The 21,042-nt window shown below is 36.2% G+C and carries 11 protein-coding genes; all 11 read left to right on the plus strand.

What is annotated here, in order from left to right; translation table 11 throughout:
- The first annotated feature begins 36 nt into the window (after positions 1-36).
- The 11 genes from K5X82_16110 (at position 37) to K5X82_16160 (ending at position 21,023) form a co-directional block, all read left to right on the plus strand.
- Positions 37-828: a gluconate 5-dehydrogenase gene (locus K5X82_16110; protein QZT36752.1), complete on the plus strand. Its 792-nt coding sequence runs from the start codon at positions 37-39 to the stop codon at positions 826-828.
- A gap of 85 nt (positions 829-913) precedes the next feature.
- Positions 914-2,191, plus strand: coding sequence for a DUF4861 domain-containing protein (locus tag K5X82_16115; GenBank protein ID QZT36753.1), 1,278 nt, complete (start codon positions 914-916; stop codon positions 2,189-2,191).
- Positions 2,192-2,221: 30 nt separating this feature from the next.
- Entirely contained in the window at positions 2,222-3,535 is a 1,314-nt protein-coding gene (locus tag K5X82_16120; GenBank protein QZT36754.1) for an MFS transporter, read from the plus strand.
- Positions 3,536-3,852: 317 nt separating this feature from the next.
- A complete protein-coding gene (locus tag K5X82_16125) occupies positions 3,853-7,863 on the plus strand; it encodes a response regulator (protein QZT36755.1) in 4,011 nt (1,336 codons plus the stop codon).
- Positions 7,864-8,415: 552 nt separating this feature from the next.
- Positions 8,416-9,750, plus strand: coding sequence for a DUF4958 family protein (locus K5X82_16130; protein QZT36756.1), 1,335 nt, complete (start codon positions 8,416-8,418; stop codon positions 9,748-9,750).
- Positions 9,751-9,760: 10 nt separating this feature from the next.
- Positions 9,761-10,384 carry a DUF5017 domain-containing protein gene (locus K5X82_16135; GenBank protein ID QZT36757.1) on the plus strand — a complete coding sequence of 208 codons (624 nt, stop codon included), beginning with the start codon at positions 9,761-9,763 and terminating at the stop codon, positions 10,382-10,384.
- Between the two features lie 41 nt (positions 10,385-10,425).
- Complete coding sequence (locus K5X82_16140; GenBank protein QZT36758.1) at positions 10,426-13,545, plus strand: TonB-dependent receptor; 3,120 nt, start codon at positions 10,426-10,428, stop codon at positions 13,543-13,545.
- Positions 13,546-13,573: 28 nt separating this feature from the next.
- Positions 13,574-15,547 carry a RagB/SusD family nutrient uptake outer membrane protein gene (locus K5X82_16145; GenBank protein ID QZT36759.1) on the plus strand — a complete coding sequence of 658 codons (1,974 nt, stop codon included), beginning with the start codon at positions 13,574-13,576 and terminating at the stop codon, positions 15,545-15,547.
- Positions 15,548-15,868: 321 nt separating this feature from the next.
- Entirely contained in the window at positions 15,869-17,230 is a 1,362-nt protein-coding gene (locus K5X82_16150; GenBank protein ID QZT36760.1) for a cadherin repeat domain-containing protein, read from the plus strand.
- A gap of 10 nt (positions 17,231-17,240) precedes the next feature.
- Positions 17,241-17,867 (plus strand): DUF5017 domain-containing protein, encoded by a 627-nt coding sequence (locus K5X82_16155; protein ID QZT36761.1) that lies wholly within the window; start codon positions 17,241-17,243, stop codon positions 17,865-17,867.
- 27 nt (positions 17,868-17,894) lie between these two features.
- Positions 17,895-21,023, plus strand: coding sequence for a TonB-dependent receptor (locus tag K5X82_16160; protein QZT36762.1), 3,129 nt, complete (start codon positions 17,895-17,897; stop codon positions 21,021-21,023).
- The last annotated feature ends 19 nt before the right edge of the window (positions 21,024-21,042 follow it).

Below are 21,042 nucleotides of genomic sequence, written 5' to 3' on the forward strand. Positions count from 1 at the left end.
TAACAGGATATAAGAACATCATTAAATATAAGACCAATGATTTTAGATTTATTTAGCTTAAAAGGGAAGAATGCTCTTGTAACAGGAGCTACTCACGGACTAGGAATGGCTATTGCTTCTGCACTTGGTGAGGCTGGTGCACAGATCATCGTAAATGATTTGAATCAAGAAAAACTTGATGTTGCAATCGAGGAGTATAAAGCGAAAGGTATCGATGCAAAAGGTTATTTGTTTGATGTAACAAATGAAGAGGCAGTGATCGCAGCTGTTGAACAGATCGAAGCAGAAGTTGGACCAATTGGTATTCTAGTAAACAATGCTGGTATTATCAAGCGTGTTCCTATGCAAGATATGGAAGTTAAAGATTACCGTCAAGTTATCGATATTGACCTTGTTGGACCTTTCATCATGGGTAAATATGTTGGTCGTAAGATGATCGAGCGTCGTGAGGGAAAAATCATTAACATGTGTTCAATGATGAGTGAACTTGGACGTAATGATGTTTGTGCTTATGCATCAGCTAAAGGTGGTTTGAAAATGTTGACTAGAAACATGGCTACTGAGTGGGCTAAGTATGGTATTCAAACGAATGGAATCGGACCTGGTTATTTTGCAACTGCGCAAACTGAGCCTATCCGTGTTGATGGTCATCCATTTAACGATTTTATTATTAACCGTACGCCAGCTGCAAGATGGGGTAACCCTGAAGATCTAGGTGGTACAGCTGTATTCCTAGCATCTAAAGCAAGTGATTTCGTTAACGGTCACGTTGTTTATGTAGATGGTGGTATTCTTGCTACAATCGGAAAACCTTCTAACGAAGCGTAAGAGACAATTATATTTTAGAGACCAAGGATTTATTCCCTTGGTCTCTTCTTGTTTTGCAAAAAATAATATTTAAGTAAAAGTTATTATGGTAAGGCTATATAAATATGCAGTATGGATGTTTGTGTTGGTTTTGTTTGGATGTTCTTCAAGTAAAACGAATATCAAACTAGAAAACAATTTAGATGTAGAACGTGCAGACGAGCCCGTGGTTATTGGTCGTGCAGAGGTGGAGAAAATTGCTGGAGTTGCTGCTTCAGACGATATGGTACCTTCAGTTTTGTTAAATGGTAAAGCATTGCCTTCACAGGTTGATGATTTAGACCATGACGGTAAATGGGATGAGTTTGCATTTTTGTATAGCTTCAAGCCAAAAGAGCAAGTAACTTTGACGATTAAATATGTGAAGAGCTCGGAGATGCCTGTATTCAAACAAAGAACAAATGTTCGTTTGGGAGTGGGTAATAAAAAAGAGGGTTTTAAAGGAGTGGATCACGCTTTCTCTCCTAAAGGCTTCCAAGGTAAACCATTGCGTTACCAGTCGGAGAGTGTTGCATGGGAGAATGATAAGATGGCTTTTCGTAACTACTTCGATATTAGAAATGCAAAAGATCTATTTGGTAAGTTAACCGAAGATATGATTTTGGATAATGTTGGGGCAAAAGGAAACTATCACCAATTGAATGATTGGGGAATGGATGTTCTTCATGTTGGTGCGTCTCTTGGATCAGGTGGACTAGCTTTGTGTCAGAATGACTCTTTGTATCGTTTAGGAAGTACCGATGTTTTTGAATTTACTTTGGTAAGTAAAGGGCCAGTACGTTCTATCTTTGATCTTGATTATAAAGGATGGCATGTTGAGAATAAGGATTTAGAGGCTAAAGAGCGTGTTACCATTTGGGGTGGTCATTATTGGTTTAAAAGTGATGTGACTGTAAAAGGTGCGAACCCAGAAAGTACATTGGCAGTAGGTATTGTTACTTCATATTTGAAAACGCCTACTTCTTTGGAGAAGATGGGTCATTTTGTGATGGGATCTACTCTAGACAAGCAATCTGAAAATAAAGATAACTTGGGTATGGGGATTTTGATTCCTACTAAGGAGTTTGTAAAGTCTGCAAATGCTCCTGAAGCAACTGTTTATCCTTTGGGTTCTCCTGAGTTTGCAAAAAATAGATATAGAAAAGCGGTAACGGAGACTTTCTATTTGACACAGAAATTATCTAGCCAACCTTCTACACATTACTTCTTTGCTGTATGGGAAGAGGAGAATAAGAAGTGGGCTTCACACGATACTTTCAAGGAGATGATGAAAGCGGAGAGTGAAAGAATCGCACATCCAATTGCAATTACGTATAACAAATAACATAATCAGAGAAACAGTTAACTTTTAGTTATGAGTACTACTAAACCACAAGGTACGTATAGATATCGAATATTGGCGATGCTTTTTATTGCAACGACAATTAACTATATGGACCGTAGCATCATGGGGGTTTTAGGACCAACCTTGATGGATAAATTTCAATGGACAAATACCGACTTCGCTAACATTAACATTGCTTTTAAGATGGCTTATGCCATTGGTATGTTAACGATGGGAGGTATCATCGATAGATTTGGAACACGTATTGGATATGCAATCTCAATTGCTATCTGGAGTTGTTTCGGTATGTTGCATGCTGCAATTCAGCCAGCTTTTGCATTGGTAGGTTTTATCGGTGCTCGTTTTGGTCTTGGAATTGGAGAAGCAGGTAACTTTCCAGCTGCAGTTAAGACTGTAGCAGAATGGTTTCCAAAGAAAGATCGTGCTTTTGCTACAGGTATCTTTAATGCAGGTTCAAACGTAGGTGCAGTATTGGCTCCTATTGCAGTGCCATTGGTTGCAGGAGCAACAGGAGAGAATTGGCAGTATGCCTTCCTTATTACAGGATTCTTTAGTATTGCATGGGTAATTGTTTGGTTAAGGATGTACAGAAAGCCAGAAGATCATCCGAAAGTGTCTGCTGAGGAGTTGGCATATATTAACCATGATTGCCAGGTGAAGACTGATGATAAGCCAGTAGAGAAGTTACCTTGGTCTAGTGTTCTACCATTGAGACAGACATGGGCTTTTGCTATAGGTAAAATTACAGATGCTGTATGGTTCTTCTTTATGTTCTGGAGTGCTATCTTCTTTAAAGAGGTTTTTGGCCTTAAGGATATGCATGAGCTAGGTGGTGCTTTGGTGGTGATTTATGTCGTTGCTGATATCGGAAGTATCGGTGGTGGTTATCTTTCAAAGATGTTTATAAATAGAGGATTTGGTTTAAATGCAGCACGTAAACTGTCACTTTTGATCTGTGCGTTGTGTATTCTGCCAGTAGCTTTTGCTCCATTAACTAGTAATGTATGGATTGCGGTTTGTTTGATTGCTCTGGCTTCAGGTGGACATCAAGCATGGTCAGCCAACCTATTTACTTTGGTTTCTGATGTAATGCCTAAGAAAGCGATTGCTTCAGTTGTAGGTATTGGAGGTATGGTAGGTGCTGTATCTGGTATGATCGTCGATTTTGCTTTAGGACAAGGGTTAGATGGTGCTGGTAAATCATTCTTTTTTGTAATGTTTGCTGTTGCAGCTTCGTTATATCTAATTATTCTATTGGTAATTCACTTATTGTTGCCAAAATTGACTCCACTAGATGAGAATCTAGAGTTGGTTAAAGAGTAATTCAATATACCATTGGTTAAGAATAAAGAGGGCTGTGTTTAAATACATAGCCCTCTTTTTTATCCATATATTGTAATTTTATATGTTTTTTACAACTGTCTCTTGTTCTGAGAGTGAGTGATTTTTTGACTTAATATCTCTATATGGACCTAACTAATCGACTCTTTTTATGATGTTTTTACTTTGAGAATAATGATTATGTAATTTTCATATGTTTAAAATGTTTAAAAAAAAAGAACCATTCCGTCAATTCAAGGTGAATTCGTACGGAAAGCACTATTTTAGTAGCCTAGACAAAGAATTGTAATAATTTCTGTATGCGCATCCAACTACTATTCATATTAAGTATTGTATATCTGATCTTTCAGACTGCTTATGCTCAGAATCATATTTTCGAGCATTTGAATGTGTCTGATGGATTAACACAGTCTTCTGTTATCTCAATGGAACAGGATAGTGTGGGGTATATATGGTTAGGTACTAGAAATGGACTTAATAGATACGATGGGACTGAGATTAAGCAGTATCATCACTTAAGAGGCGATTCTACTTCTGTCTTGGGAGAGAATGTGAAGCAGATCATTGCATCGAAGGAGAGTAGTGATCTTTATGTGTTAGTGAAGCAAGGTGTTTCTGTATTTCGTTACAAAGAGGAACGATTCTATAATTATGTAGTGCCTCATTGTGAGACTATTTACCTTGATAGTAATACATTGTTTATTGGTGATCATCTTGGGTTGGGAGTGTTGGATTTGAATACAGGTAATGTGAATAGGGTTTCTATTCCTGGCTATCCAGATTTTGTCTTGAATAAGATATATATGGACCAACAAGGGCGGTTGTGGTTGGCGACTCGTCAGTATGGTTTGTTATGTTATGATCCCAATAGTAAGGTGGTCAAAGTCATGTTGAATAAAGAGGTTACTTCGATTATGGCTTATCAAGGAAGTTACATGGTCGGTACAGCTTCTGATGGGGTCTACTTGCTTTCTGAGCATGGTGTGCTAAAGCATTTTCATGAAAAGTCTAAGAAGTATCCGTTGTCAAACAATACAATACGTTCTGTCTGTAGAGATCCGCTAGGAAACGTATGGATTGGTACTTTTTATGGATTGAATGTTTGGAATCCGTCCAATAATAAGATTGATGTATATTACCAGTCTGATTTAGATCCAAATGGATTAAGTCATAATTCGATTTATTCAATTTTAGTTGATAAGCAAGGAAGTGTATGGATTGGTTCATATTTTGGTGGCGTAAATATCTATAATCCACGGTTGACTGTTTTTAAGTATTTTAAGCCAAATCAACAAAAGAATACTTCAATAAATTATAGGGTAGTTGGCGATATACTGCAAGGAAGTGGCCCGAATCTATGGATCGCCACAGAAGGTGGTGGCTTAAACTTATACAATACACGAACTCGGAAGTTTGAATACTTTATTCATAATAGTAGTTCAAATTCGATTTCACACAATAATATTAAAGCGCTGTTTTTTGATCATAACCGAGAACTTTGGGTTGGAACCCATAATGGAGGGGTGAACAGAATGAATATGAAGACGAAAACTTTTAAAGTATATAATTCGTCGAACAGTGGTTTAAAACATAATTCCGTGTCTGCTATTGCTGAGTGGCAGGGAAGAATTCTTGTTGGTAATGCAATAGGTTTGTTTATCTCGGATGAGAATAGAGATGAGTTTACATCTTTTCTTGATCGTGGCACTCCCGGCTCTCCTGCCGTTTTGGGGACGATACTTCATGTGATGGTTGATTCAAAAGATCGACTTTGGGCAGCTACTGAGAGCAATGGACTCTTTATGTATGATGAGTCTAAGGCTAAGGTTTATCATTTTACGGTGGATGAATCAAATCCTTATGGTCTACCAAGTAACCATATCCCGTTTGTATATGAGGACAATAATAGTAGGGTTTGGATTGCAACGTCAGGAGGAGGATTATGTCGTTATCTAGAGGATGGTTCTGGTTTTGATATTTTCAATAAGGAGAAAGATGGAATTTCAAGTGACTTTATCTTTACCGTGGCACAATCACGTTATGGCTTTCTGTGGGTTGCGACAAGTAATGGAATTAGTCGATTGGATGTGAAAGGACGTCGTTTTACTAATTTTGATCATGGAAAAGGTTTTCCTCTAGGAGAGATTAACGAAAAGAGTTTGTGTGTTACTCGCAATGGTGAAGTTTATGTTGGGGGAATACAGGGTTTGGTGTCATTTAAGGAGAAAGACCTTATTCGTACTAAGAGTAAAAGAAAAGTGCTTATTACAGAGGCTATGATTCGTACAGTGGATGAATCAGACGGTGTTTTAGGTATTCATGAAACTTTACTTTTTAAAGATAAAATTAAGATTGCTCATCAAAATTCAGGAGTTACTTTTTCATTTACCTCTTTTGAATATATAAAATCGTTTAGGCCAGAGTTTGAGTATATGCTCGAAGGTTATGATGATCATTGGGTTCAAGCAACATATCTCGATAAAGTGACTTATAATCGCTTGTCATCTGGTCACTACATCTTTAAAGTGCGTGTAGCCAATGATTCTGATTTGAAGTATATGGATTCGGTTGTCGTGGTTGTCGGTGTTCCATTTTATGCTACATGGTGGGCATATTTATTATACTTCTTATTTTTGGTTTTGGCTCTTTATGGTGTTCACTTGGTTTTGGTTAGAAAGTCTATCTTGGAGGTCTCTTTAGAGCAGCAGAAGTTAGATGCAGAGAAATTGATGAATGATAATGCTAATAAACTACAGTTTTTTACCAATATCTCTCATGAGTTTAGAACGCCATTGACCATTATTTCTGGCTTAATAGAGAAGGTACTATCCAATGATAGATTGATCGATGGGGATAAGCGCTCCTTGAACTCTGCATTTAGAAACTGTCAGAGAATGACATATCTGGTAGATGAAATTCTTGATTTCAGAAAACAAGAGCTTGGGGTGTTGACTGTACATAGAAGGTCTGTTGATTTTGTCTCTTTTGTTAAGCATGTATTTGATGCCTATGAGCAGTATGCTATCATTAACGATATACGTTATGAGTTTGTCGCTAATGATGCTGATATTGCATGTTGTATCGACCCTAAGCAGTTTAAGAAGATTGTTCATAACTTATTGTCTAATGCGTTTAAGTATAGATCTAATAACGCAATAATTCGAGTTATTGTCTTTTCTGAAGCAGATAATGTTGTGTTGAAAATTATTGATAATGGTCTTGGTATTGAAAAAGATCATATAGATAAGATATTTGATAGATATTTCCACGTAGAAGGTGAGGATACAGGAGGAACAGGAATCGGACTTTCTTTGGTTAAAGGTTTAATCGAGGCGCATGGTGGTCAGATCTCTGTGGAGAGTAATCCTGGTGAAGGATCATGTTTTCAAGTTGTTTTTCCAAAGAAGTTGGATGCTTGTAATGGTGACGGTGAGTTTCTTAAAGAGTGGAAAGATGATATTGTTCAGCAGCCTATTTTGCTTTCGGAGCAAGAAACAGAAGAGGATGTTGAAGAACCTATAGAGGATTCTGAAAAACCTTCGGTATTAGTTGTCGACGATAATAAAGAGTTAAGAGACCTGCTTCAAGAGACATTGTCATCTTATTTTAATGTCTTCGTTAAGGGTAATGGAAAAGAAGCTTATGAGTGGGTGATGGAAAACAGACCTGATATTATTATTAGTGATGTGATGATGCCCGTTATGAATGGTTTTGAATTTACACGATTGATTAAGCAAGATGAATCTTTGTGTCATATTCCAATTGTATTGTTGACAGCCAAAGACTCAAGAGAGCATTATGAAGAGGGGATATCTGCCGGAGCTGACGATTATATCGTGAAACCTTTTGAGGTTGGGATGCTCTCTAAAAAAATCAATAATATATTATTGACGCGAAGTGCATTGCAAAGACAATATTCGTCTGATCCAGAATTTGATACCAAGATATTGGCAAAGAATGATGTAGATAAGGATCTACTTAAGCGTGCTAGAGAAGTAGTGGAGGCTAATATTAATAATCATGAATTTAGTGTAAACGATTTTGCGCGTGAGATGTGTCTAGGTCGAACGAGTTTATATGATAAGATTAAAGGTGTGACAGGACAAACTCCCAATGATTTTATTATGTCGACAAGGTTGAAGACTGCAGCACACTTGTTGCGTACCAATAGAGGAATGAATGTTTCTGAGGTTGCATATACTGTAGGTTTTTCCACTCCTCGCTATTTTAGTAAATGTTTCAGTAAGCATTTCGGTGTTCCTCCAAAGAAATATGCAAAGCAATTTGTCGTAAATAGTGACTCTGAGTAATGCTTTATATTGTGTGTGATGTCGATAAAAGTGTCGTCTGAGTATATCTGTATTACCTTTGAATATTTAATAAAATTAAAGCATGTCAAATATAAAATTATGTTTGTATGCTCTTTTGGATATGTTTAATATTAACCACTTTTCGGTTAATATTACGTATTGCTTGACCGATTTGTTTTCATAATCACCTTTTCTTTCTTTATTTCCTTAGAATCCTTCTTCCTTACAAATGATTGAATCATAGCCACTATTGATAATTCTTGATTGTACCTACTATCTATATTCTTCTGTTAACAATGTATTTATCTGCATTTGTTTTTTTCCTATAATCATTCGGTAAAAGTGTCAAATTATTCATTGTTTATGTTTTGTTGACCGTGTAGTTTGTTGATTATCAATGTGTTTATTTAATGTGTTGATTGTTCGCGTACATTTAGTACATTTTCTATTAGGTGTACACTATTTATATTTATCGTGTCAAACCAAAAGGTCTGACTTGTTTTTGTTTTTGTGTGAATTTTTTAAGTAAGGCTAACTAAAAATCGATAATTTATGTTTTCGTTTAAATTCAAGGCGATCATACGTAAATACTTCGCAATGTTAATATTGTTAGTAGGTATTTTGTCTTCGTGTACTCCAGATGAATACACATATGATGATAGGTATGGTTCAAAACCAGTGGATCTATCGTATGTTGCTATTCCTGATTTTCCAGAGGGAGATGCTTTTGTTTCGTCAAAGGCTTTTGTAACTCTTCCTTCTAATGTTCTACCAGAATTCTTTCTAGATGGCTGGATTAAGGATGGTGTTGATATGGGTGAATTAACTCATTTCAAAATTGACACACTTGATGGTGAGATCACTTTAAGTGAAAAGAATGATTTGAAACCAGGTAAATATGCTGTTGCTGTTAAAGTACGAACATATGATAATATTGCGATCCAAGCAGAGGATGGTACATATGGTCTTGAAAAACAACTAGTCGATAGTGTAGTGTTTAAGGAAGGACTTACTTTTGTTGTTCTTTCTAAACTTATTGAGTCACTAACTTATTCTCCAAATTTAGTTGGTGCCAAGCCTGGAAAACTTTTTACTTCCCCTACACCTGTTATCGTAGGTACTGCTCCAGCAACATTTGAATTGTATGGTACTCATGCATCGGATTTTGTGATTGATGCAAATACAGGGGTTATTTCATTGGCTGATGGTCACACTTTGGCTGAAGCAGATTATAAGCTAAGTGTTAAAGTTACAAATGATGCTGGTTCTGTAGAATTTCCTGAAGTTATTACTGTTAAGGTGGCGCCTGCAACTGAAATGGTGGTTAGAGAGTTGATGATACCGAAGTATAATAGTAAGAACTATGCGGTGGATGAATTCAATTTACCAAATATGACCTCTATTAGTGTTGATGCAACTATCCCTTCGCAAGAGTCAAACAAACGTTGGAAATCTGCATGGTGTCTATGGCATCAGAAAGACGCTGATGGCAAGACCTTCCATTTTGCTGAATTTAGACCATTTAAATCGTTACAAGAAGATTACATGTTATTTACAGACAAAGTTAGTTTTGTAGATGCAGAGAAAGCAAAAGCGATTTTAGAAATTGGACATAAGTATGGTATCCTTGATGGTTTTACATTTGATGTTGTTGTGAGTACTGATTTTGCAGGAGATGCATCTACAGCTACTTGGACTTCTATCAATGTTCCATTGGTTGATCCACAATCTACATATGCTGAGTATAATGTTGATCTATCCGCTTTTGATGGACAAGAAGTTACTGTTGGAGTTAAAGTGAAATATGTATTACCTCCAGGAAAGAAACTTACCGATTTGACTAAGAATGTTTGGATTAAGAGTTTTGTAGTTAAAGCAACGATGTAAACTATAGGTTATGACTAAAAATATCATTTCATATATTGCAATATTCCTATTTACATTGAATGTTGCAGTGGCAAAGAAAAACGTAGTGGTGTTTGAAGATAACATTGCTGCACAAAAACTTGTTCAAGGAGCTTCGACGTTGGGTAATTTTACCGCTTATAGTCTTAAGGGCGATGGGGTTCAGGAGAATAACAAGAAGTGGGTAAAAGCTTGGGGTGTTTGGAAGTGTAAAGATGCTACAGACCAGAGAGCAAAATGTTTGAATTTCGTTTGTAACCGAGTTCAAAATGATGATTGGTTGGTAACAAACGCTATTGACCTTAATGGAGTTCAAAAACCGTCATTGGTTTTGGATTACTACTCACGTTATGGTAGTGATAAAGCAAATGATTTTAAAGTGATGATTTCTACTGATTTTAATGGAGATGTAGAGTCTGCAACCTGGAAATCACTTCCTTTTACTGTTTTTCATCAAATGCAAAAAGCAGAGAGCCAGAAGATTTCGTTGAAGAAATATGCTGGAAAGAAAGTTTTTATTGCTTTCCATGTATCTGCGACAGATAACAAGAATGAGTTGAAAAACATGACGCGTAATTATTTCATTACGAAAGTACAAGTAGAAGGTAAGAAGTAATTTATTCTTTTAAGACTTAAACGTTTGTTATTTATAGAATTATGAAAATAAATAGATTATCATATATCGGACTTCTTTGTTTTATGATGCTCTCTTTCGTTGGTTTTGCCCAAAAGGGAGTTGTAAAAGGAGTTGTAAAAGATGACCAGGGGGAACCTCTTCCTGGTGTAACTGTAGTTGTTGAAGGAACGACAACTGGTACTATTACCAATTTTGATGGTATCTATACCATTAAAGCTAAAGGAAAGGCTTCTTTAGTATTTTCATTCATTGGATATAAACCAGTGACAGTACCTTTACAAGGCAAATCAAAGATTGATGTTACCTTAGAGAATGATGTGCAGCAAATTGAAGAAGTGATTGCTGTAGGTTATGGAACAAAGAGTGTAAAGGATGTAACAAGTAGTATTGCTACTGTGAAGGCAGAAGAGCTTGTTAAGGCTCCTGTTGCAAACTTTGACCAGGCTCTTGCAGGTCGTATGTCAGGAGTTCAGGTAACTGCTTCAGATGGTACTCCAGGTAAAGGTATGCAGATTGTGATTCGTGGAGGTAACTCTGTAACAGGTGATAATACACCTTTGTATGTTGTGGATGGTATCGCGATGGAATCATTTGATCCAGGATCTCTTTCTACAAATGATATTGAGAGTATGAGTATCCTTAAGGATGCTGCTGCATCTGCGATCTATGGTTCACGTGCTGCGAATGGTGTTGTTTTAATCACTACAAAAGGTGGAAAAGTAGGTCCAACTCGTATCAATGTAAACCTAAGTGCAGGGCTTCAGTGGATTCCACGTCGTTTGGATGTGATGGATCCATATCATTTTGTATTGTTGCAAGAAGAGGTTGCTTATGCATTAGGTGGAACTTATGTTGATAACTTTAAAGAGCATTGGGTTGACCCTGAGTTGTATAAAGATGTTGAAGGTACAAACTGGCAAGATGAGATTTTCAGAACGGCCTATATCAAGAATGCAAATGTGAACCTTTCGGGTGGTAATAAAAATACACGTCACTATGCATCAGTTAGTTTTGTCGATCAAGATGGAACGATGATCAATACTGGTTACCAGAAGATTAACTCACAGTTGAGATTGAACCATAAGTTCAACAATAAGTCTAAGATTGGTCTTAACTTTAACTATACGCATTCCAATCAAACTGGAGAGACGGTTTCGGGAAATAATCGTGTGAGTATTATTCGTGATGCTTTAAGTTTCCGTCCTGTGAAACCAGTAATTGATGATGGTTTAGAAGAGGGAATTGACTTGGATGATAGAAACAATTTGAGATTTAATCCAGTAAAGAACTTAAATAATACAGATCGTAGTTATCAAATTGATGCTTTCCGTGCAAACGTAGACTATCAGTTGACTTTGGCTAGAGGATTGACTTTTAAGACAGTTGGTGGTTATGTTGTTGATACGCGTAAGTTAAGTAAATCATTTGGTTATGATACATATCAAGGACGTAGAGGTGTAAATGGAATTAACAGTTACATCGAGTCAAGACATAAATATGTTTTGAGTAATACCAACACATTGAACTACAATAAAAATGTAGGAAACTCTAAATTCAATGTTCTTCTTGGTGAGGAAGCACAGTATGTCGTTTCTGATTACTTGAAAGCATCAGGTGCAAATATGCCTATTGATGACTTAGGTGCAAATAATTTAGGTATGGGTACAACATTCCCTGCTCCTATTTCTAGTAAGACAGGTAGTACCATGTTATCTTATTTTACACGTATTGATTATAGCTTTAAGGATAAGTGGTTGATCTCAGGTACTGTTCGTGCTGATGGCTCTTCTCGTTTTACTGGTAATAATAAATGGGGATATTTCCCATCTGCATCTGTCGGTTACCGTTTAATTCAGGAGCCTTTTATGCAAGATCAGAATGTAGTTTCGAACTTAAAGGTTCGTGCTAACTGGGGACAAAACGGTAATAATAAGATTGGAGACTTTGCTGCATACAATCTGATGAACGCTACTGCTGAGTCTGGTTATGTATTCGATGGTACTTATGATAAAGGTCTTGTATTTACGAATCTTGGTAGTGAAGATATTCGTTGGGAAACAACTACACAAACAACAGTTGGTTTAGATTTAGGTTTCTTTGATGAGAAAGTTAAGCTTACAGTAGATTGGTATAAGAAAAATACAACGGATCTTCTGTTAAATGCAGACATGGCTCCGAGTACTGGTTTTAAGAAGACTTATAAGAATGTTGGTGAGATTGAGAATCAAGGTATGGAGTTCTCTATTAATACAATCAATGTTCAAACTAGAAACTTCAGATGGACAACAGATTTAAATATCTCTTTTAACAGAAATAAGTGTGTGGCACTTAATGATGGACAAACAGAGTTGTTGACAAATCCTGATTGGAGTTTTAAGGTTGCCGAATACCAGTATATAACTCGTGTTGGGGAAGCTGTAGGTCAATTCTATGGATTGAAATCTGATGGTGTTTACACTGTAGATGATTTCAATATGGTGAATGGTAAATATGCATTGAAGGATGGTATTGCTGATAACGGTGCTGCTGTTGCTCCTGGGTCAACTAAGTTTGTTGATGTTAATGAAGATGGCACAATTGATAACGAAGACCGTGTTGTAATTGGTAATGCTCAAGCAAAACATTTTGGCGGTGTTACGAATAACTTCTCATATAAGAACTTTGATTTTTCAATTTTCTTCCAATGGTCTGCTGGTAATGAAATTCTAAATGCAAACCGTGTTGACCTTGAAGTACCAGGAACAAAGACAAACTATAACTATTTGTCATCGGTAGCAGGACGTTATTCTGCATCTAATCCTAATCCTAATGCAGACGTAAATATCATTAGAGATGGTAACGTATATGGAGCTCCTCCTACAGGTAACTATATTTCGGATCGTTTTGTAGAAGATGGGTCTTTCTTGAGATTAAAAACTATCTCAGTAGGGTATCGTTTTAGCAAAAAGATGTTGAAGAAGATGAAGCTTTCAAAAGCTCGTATCTATGCTTCGGGTCAGAACCTTTATACATGGACTAACTATTCTGGTTATGATCCAGAAGTTTCTGTCGGAAAATATGGTGCATTGACTCCAGGATTAGATTATTCAGCTTATCCAACAAGTGCTACATTTACTGTTGGTTTAGAACTAGGATTTTAATCTTAACTAATTTGTAATTATTGTGATCATGCGAAGATTATCAAAATATATAGTTGTAGGTTTTGTCTTAATGACAGCCACAATATTTCAGTCTTGTTCAGACTTTCTTAATAAAGATCCTTATTCTACTATTAAGCTGGACAACTTCTATCAAAACGATAACCAAGCTAATCTAGCATTAGCTGGTATTTATAGTGTTCTAGGTAGTGATTATACTTATGGTTATTACTTGTCATGTCGTTTTACAAGTGGAACGGATGCAATGGTTTTTTCAAGAAATTATAACTCTTGGAATGTTCCGTTGTTTACAGTGAATAATTCAACAAAAGAGGTTGAAGATACTTATCGTACTTTGTATGAGGGAATCAACCTTGCAAATGTTTTTATTGAGAAGATATCTACTTCAACTACTATTTCAGAATCATCAAAAGCACGTTTTCTTTCAGAGGCTCGCTTTTTAAGAGGTTTCTTTTATTTTGATTTGGTTCGTTGGTTTGGTGAAGTTCCTATGAGAACAAAGCCTGTACTTAGTGGTTCTACGCAAGAGACTACCATGGCAAAAGCTAAGGTGTTGGATATCTATAAAGATGTTATTATTCCTGATCTTGAGTATACCGTTGCAAATGGATTAACTAAGAATGATACAAACTATGAAGTTGGTCGTATTACTAAGTCGGCTGCTTTAGGAACATTACAACGTGTCTACCTTACAATTGCAGGCGTGAAAAATGATGCTAAGAGAGGTGAATATGCTGATTTTACAAAAGATGCATGTTACCAAAAGGCTATCGATTATGGTATGCAAGTTGTTAACAACAAAAAGTATTCACTTTTAAGTGATTATAAGCAGGTTTTCTTGAATGAAATCAAGGGCGATCTTAGTGATGAAGAGGTGATCTTTGAAGTGCAGTTTGAAAATTTACGTGCTGGTGGTGTTAATGAGCATGGTAGAATTGGTAACATGAACGGGGTACAAGTATCTCTTTCAGGTCTTACTGATCCTTATGCATATGCTTATAACTATGCAGGTTTATCATTGACTTATGATTATGCAAAATCAACTGGTGATGCTAATGAAGATAAGCGTTTTATTTGGAATGTTGCTCCTTTTAGAGTTGGGTTAAATAATGTTCTAGATACTATCTTTGTGACCAATCCGGATACCAATGAGCCTGTACTTGATGTAAATGGAGAGAAGCAAATCGAAAAAGTTATCTATACAACTGAGCGTACTGAAGGGTTTTCATTCATTGGAAATAATTATACTCGTAACCCAGGTAAATTTCGTCGAGTGAGCTTTGATGAAATGGAAGATGGAGTATTGCGTATGGAACGTAAGAAAGTTGAAGAGCCTTCAGGAAAAAGCAAAACACTATATGTTTGTTATAAGATGATGCCTAATGATACATATAATACTGGTGATGATGGTACTGGATACATGTATATGTTAGATGCTATGGGTAACAAAGTAAGATTATCTACACATAACTATATGAGTATTGAAGGTTCTGTTTGGAAACAAATTCCTAATGGTTCACTGCCGATGAAGAAACTTGAGTCTGGAGCAATTGATAAAAACTTCACTGGAATTAATTTCCCTGTTCTTCGTTATGCTGATGTATTATTAATGATAGCTGAGGCTCACATTCAAAAGAATCAACTTGCTGAAGCAATTCCTTTTGTTAATCAAATACGTCAACGTGCTGGTGTTCCAAACTTAGACCCAGCTGTTACAGGAGATCAAACTAGTTTCTTTAATGAGATTGTTGATGAGCGTAATCGCGAGCTATGTTTTGAGGGTGTACGACGTCATGACTTAATTCGTTGGGGACTTTATAAGACTAAACTTGATGAGTTGAATGAACTTATGGTTAATGAGCCTATCAATAAGAACCAACAGTGGTTGTTAAGATCAGGTGAGAATTACCAAGAAGAACTAGAGATACTTCCAACTCCTCAAAAAGAGACAAATATTAATATTGGAATTAAACCGGCATCATAATTACGAGTGCTGATTATTCTTATCTTCCATACAGGGGGGCTATGCATTTTGATGTATAGCCCCTTTTTTTGTTTGCAAATATTATTTACCAATTTGAATTAATGTACATTAAAAATACAAAAAAAGTGATGTGATTGTCCATTTGTTATTTGTTGTTGTTTTTTAGTTTACTCATAATCAATTGATTAATCTGGTCTGTGTTGTTCTGTTGTATTACTTGTATTGTTCTGTTGTGTTCTTATTGTTAACTTAGCCATCAATAAAGCCGGCGGATAATACTTCCGGATGTATTTGATCGTAACTAACTAAAAAAACAAATTTATGTGTCTAAATTTAATGAGACTACAGACTCTCAGGACCTTTGTTTTCATGTCGTTTTTATTGAGCTTATTTGTGTATTCATGTACACCTGATACTTATCAATATAATGACAAAACTAATAAAGATCCCTATGGATTAACCTATTCTGGTGTCGGTGATGTCTTCGAAGGAAATGGGTTTGAAACATCTAAAGCCTATCTTAATACAGAAGTAGGACAGTCTGTTAAGTATTATTTTAGCTCCTTTACTTCAGGAGAGACTGATCTAGGTGCTCCTGATTATATTGTAGTAGATTCTATCAATGGATCTATTATATTAAAAGGAACAAATGATCTGCTTCCGGGTGATTATTCTATCGGAATTATGGTGAAGAATTTTAGAAATGACTTAACCATGGAACTTCAAGATGATGGAAAAACTATTGTAACACCAAATCCTGTAGAGTTAGCTCAAACTGTTTTTAAGGATGGATTTACTTTCCAAATTCTTACAAATGGTGTTTCGAATCTTGACTATATTCAGAAAGTCCAGAAAGCGAAACCGGGTAAGGCATTCTCTTCAACAACTCCAAAGATAGAAGGTTCTAATCCTATTACTTATTCACTTGCTGCAGGGACACCTTCTGAGTTTGCTATTGATAAAAATACTGGTGTTATCTCATTAGCAGATGGGAATAAACTTGCTCAAAATAATTATCTTCTATCTGTTATTGCAACAAATGAAGCAGGTGCTGTTACATTTGAAAATGTGGTTACTGTTACTGTTGCTCCTGCAGTTGATTTAGAACTTATAAATTCGAATTTTACTCCATATAATGAGGTTTCTTACGGTAAAGAAAAAAATGATCTAGGAAATATGATCTCTTTCAGTGTTGATGAACCGACGAGTACAGTTATGCCATTTCAGTCTTCAAATCATAGATGGACGCATGGTTGGGGAATTTGGAACCAAAAAGTAGGTTCAAAAAAAGAGAGTTTCGCCATCATGATTCCTAATCGTAGTGTGCAGGAAGATTATTTGCTATTTGACTATAATGTGAAGTTGGTTGATTCAGAAAACTCTAGGGTTATTTTGAAGTATACTCATAACTGGGGTGTATTCGAAGGATTGCGTTTTGAATTGGTTGTAACAGATAATTATACAGGGGACCCTTCGACAACAGTGTGGAATGCTTATCCACTTGTCTTTGATCCTGTTCGTCTAAAAATGACTACTTCAGAAGTGATGATTCCTGAATTTGAAGGAAAAGCCAAAGTTAGAATAGGAGTACGTTCTGTGTTCACCGTTCCTGCAGGAAAAGACGTTACCGTTTTAACAAAGAACATATTAGTCGAATCTGTTCAAGTAAGAGCAAAACAATAATATTCCAATTATGAAAAATATATACAACAGCATTATAACACTGTTATTAATCCTTATCGTTACACCTTCTTTTGCAAAGAAGGAGACGATATTATTTACTGACGGTTTTGATACTGCAAAACGACGTGTCGATCAACATAATATAGGAAACTTTAAGCAGTATGATTTAGATCAAAATGAGAAGCAGCAGCCAAATATGAAATGGCTTCAATCATGGGGTATTTGGTCTTGTACGGGTTCTGATGGGGAAAGAACGAATTGTTTATTGTTTGTGCCCAACAAACAGCGCAATGATGATTGGGTTGTCTCATCTGAGATTGTTCTATCGGGAGTAAAGAAAGCATATATGGAGTTGGATTATTGCTCTAATTGGGGTGTTGATTCTGTGAATGAATTTTATGTGTTAATCTCTACTGATTTTAAGGGAGATGTAAAAAGTGCTACATGGAAAGAGTTGCCCTATACTTCTTTTCATAAGCTTTCTGAGACTAAGTCACAGTACATCTCTTTAAAGAAGTACGTTGGAAAAAGTGTACACATTGCATTTAGAGCTAAGACAGATGGAAAAGACTCTAATATTATGCATATGACTAGGAACTACTTTATTTCAAGAGTAAAGGTTGCAGCAAAAAAATAATTGTTCATTACCAATTTTATGCAGTTTATGAAACTAAATATAAAAATGAATTTTGTGCTCACAATGGTTCTAACCTTCTGCGTTGGATTTATGAGTATGGCACAATCGCTAAAAGTGACCGGTATTGTTAAGGATGATACTGGAGCTCCACTCCCAGGAGTCACTGTTGTAGTAAAAGGAACTACCAATGGTACTATTACAAACATGGATGGTCATTATACACTTAAAACGACCTCTAAAAAGATACTAGTCTTCTCATTCATTGGTTATAAGAGTGTATCCATGCCTGTAAAAGGTAGATCGAAGATTGATCTTACATTAGAAAGCGATATACAGGCTCTTGGTGAGGTTGTTGCAGTTGGTTATGGTTCACAAAGTGTAAAAGATGTAACAAGTAGTATTGCTTCTGTGAGAGCAGATGATTTAGCAAAGGCTCCTGTCGCAAACTTTGATGAAGCTCTTGCTGGTCGAATGTCTGGTGTTCAAGTTAGTGCTGCTGATGGTACACCTGGTAGTGGTATGAAGATCGTTATTCGTGGAGGAAATTCGGTTACTGGAGATAACTCTCCTCTATATGTCGTGGATGGTGTTGCAATGCCTTCATTTGATCCCGGTTCTCTTTCTACCAACGATATTGAGTCTATGGATGTATTGAAAGATGCTGCTGCATCAGCAATCTATGGTTCTAGAGCTGCGAATGGTGTTGTGTTGATTACAACAAAAGGTGGTAAAGTAGGACCTACTCGTATCAATATTACGCTTAATTCAGGTATTCAGCGCATTCCACGTACTTTAGACGTGTTAGACCCTTATCACTTTGTATTGTTGCAAAAAGAAGTAGCTGAGGCTACAGGAGGAACTTACTTGTCAAATTTCCAGAAGTATTGGGTTGATCCAGAATTATACCGTGATGCTAAAGCGACAAATTGGCAAGATGAGATTTTCAGAACAGGTGTTCTAAATCAAGCAAACGTGAACTTGTCTGGAGGTAATCAATCAACACGACATTATGCTTCAGTGAGTGCTACTGATCAAAAAGGTACTATGATTGGTACCGGTTTTCAGAAATGGAATGCACAGTTGAAGTTGGATCATAAATTCAACCAAAAGAGTCAAATTGTTCTTAACTTCACTTATACACATACAAACCAGATTGGACCTCGTGTTTCAGGAAACAATAGATCTAGTATTATTCGTGATGCGATAACTTTCCGTCCTGTAAGTCCAATTAATAACGATGGTTTAGAAGATGGTATTCAGTTAGATGATCGTGAAAATCTTCGTTTTAACCCAGTTAAGACATTATCTAATACTGAGCGTAATTACGAATTGGATGCTTTTAGAGCAACGGCGTCATTTAATTATAAGATAACTAAAGATCTTGTATTTAAGACTGTTGGTAATTTTAGTCAAGATTCTCGTAGACTGTCGCAATTTTTCAAATATGATACCTATCAAGGTCGTCGTGGTATTGATGGAATTAATGGTTACATTCAAACGTATCGTTATTACACAATGAGTAATACCAATACATTGAACTATAAAAAGAAGATTAGAAATAACTCTTTCAATGTGTTGTTGGGACAAGAGATGCAGTATCGTGTTAGTGACAATTTAAGAGCTAATGCTGGTCAAATGCCAATTGATGATTTAGGGGTAAACAACCTTGGTTTGGGTACATCATTTAAAGAACCATCATCAAGTAAAACAGGTAATACAATGTTATCTTTCTTCGGTCGTTTGAACTATAGTTTCAAAGACAGATGGTTATTAGCTGGTACTTTACGTGCTGATGGTTCATCTAAGTTTCAAGGTAACAATAAATGGGGTTATTTTCCTTCTGGATCTTTTGGATATCGTATGAGTGAAGAGCCTTTTATGAAGGACTTGAATTTATTTTCAAACTTAAAGATTAGAGCGACTTGGGGACAGAATGGTAATAATCGTATTGGAGACTTCTCTACAATGCAGTTGATGGGACCTCTTTCTGATTCAGGTTATAGTTTTGGAAGTAATAAGGAGTATCGACCTGGTTTCATCGTGAGTAACTTAGGTGGTGAGGATATCAAATGGGAAACAACCACTCAAAAAGATATTGGGGTTGATCTTGGTTTCTTTGATCAGAAGCTTAGAGTTACATTTGATTGGTATCAGAAAAATACAACAGATCTTTTGTTGTATGCTAATATGGCTCCAAGTACAGGTTTTGAGAGAACCCACAAGAATATTGGAGAGATTTCGAATGAAGGTTTTGAGTTGTCAATCTTCTCTCAAATTGTCAAGACAAGAAAGTTTCAATGGTCGACTAATTTCAATATCTCAACCAATAAAAACAAAACAATTGCACTAAATGACAACCAGAATGAGTTATATACGAACCCTGACTGGAGTTATGCATATTCAGAATATCAGTATGTTACTAGGGTTGGTCAACCTGTTGGTATGATGTTTGGCCTTCAAAGTGATGGTGTTTATTCCGCAGATGATTTCAACTATCTTAATGGGAAATATGTATTGAAGAAAGGTGTGCCAAACAATGGAAATAGAACACTTGCTCCTGGAGCTGCAAAATTTATTGACCAGAATGGTGATGGAACGATAAATTTCAATGATAGAGTGATTATAGGTAATCCTCATCCTGACTTCTTTGGTGGTATTACAAATAATTTCTCATACAAGAACTTGGATTTATCTATCTTTTTCCAGTTCTCATATGGTGGAGAGGTGTTGAATGCGAACCGAGTTGAATTAGAGACTCCAACGACAAAGACTAACTTTAACTATTTCCCAATTGTTTCAGATCGTTATTCGGATCATAATACAGAGGCTCCGGTAAATGTGATTAGAAATGAAGGTGTTTATGGTGCTCCACCTAAAGGAAACTTCGTTTCAGATCGTATTGTAGAAGATGGATCTTTTCTTCGACTAAAAACATTGTCTTTAGGATATAGTTTGGGGAAACGTACCTTGAAAAAGTTGAAGTTAAGCAAGTTTAGAATGACTGTTTCTGCACAGAACTTGTTTACATGGACAGAGTATTCAGGATATGATCCAGAAGTATCTGTAGGTCGTTATGGAGCATTAACTCCAGGATTAGACTATTCAGCTTATCCAATGAGTCAAACGTATACTTTAGGATTGCAACTTGCTTTCTAAGTCACCTTAAAAAAGAATG

This window comes from Prolixibacteraceae bacterium, from assembly GCA_019856515.1.
Lineage (GTDB): Bacteria > Bacteroidota > Bacteroidia > Bacteroidales > Prolixibacteraceae > Halosquirtibacter > Halosquirtibacter xylanolyticus.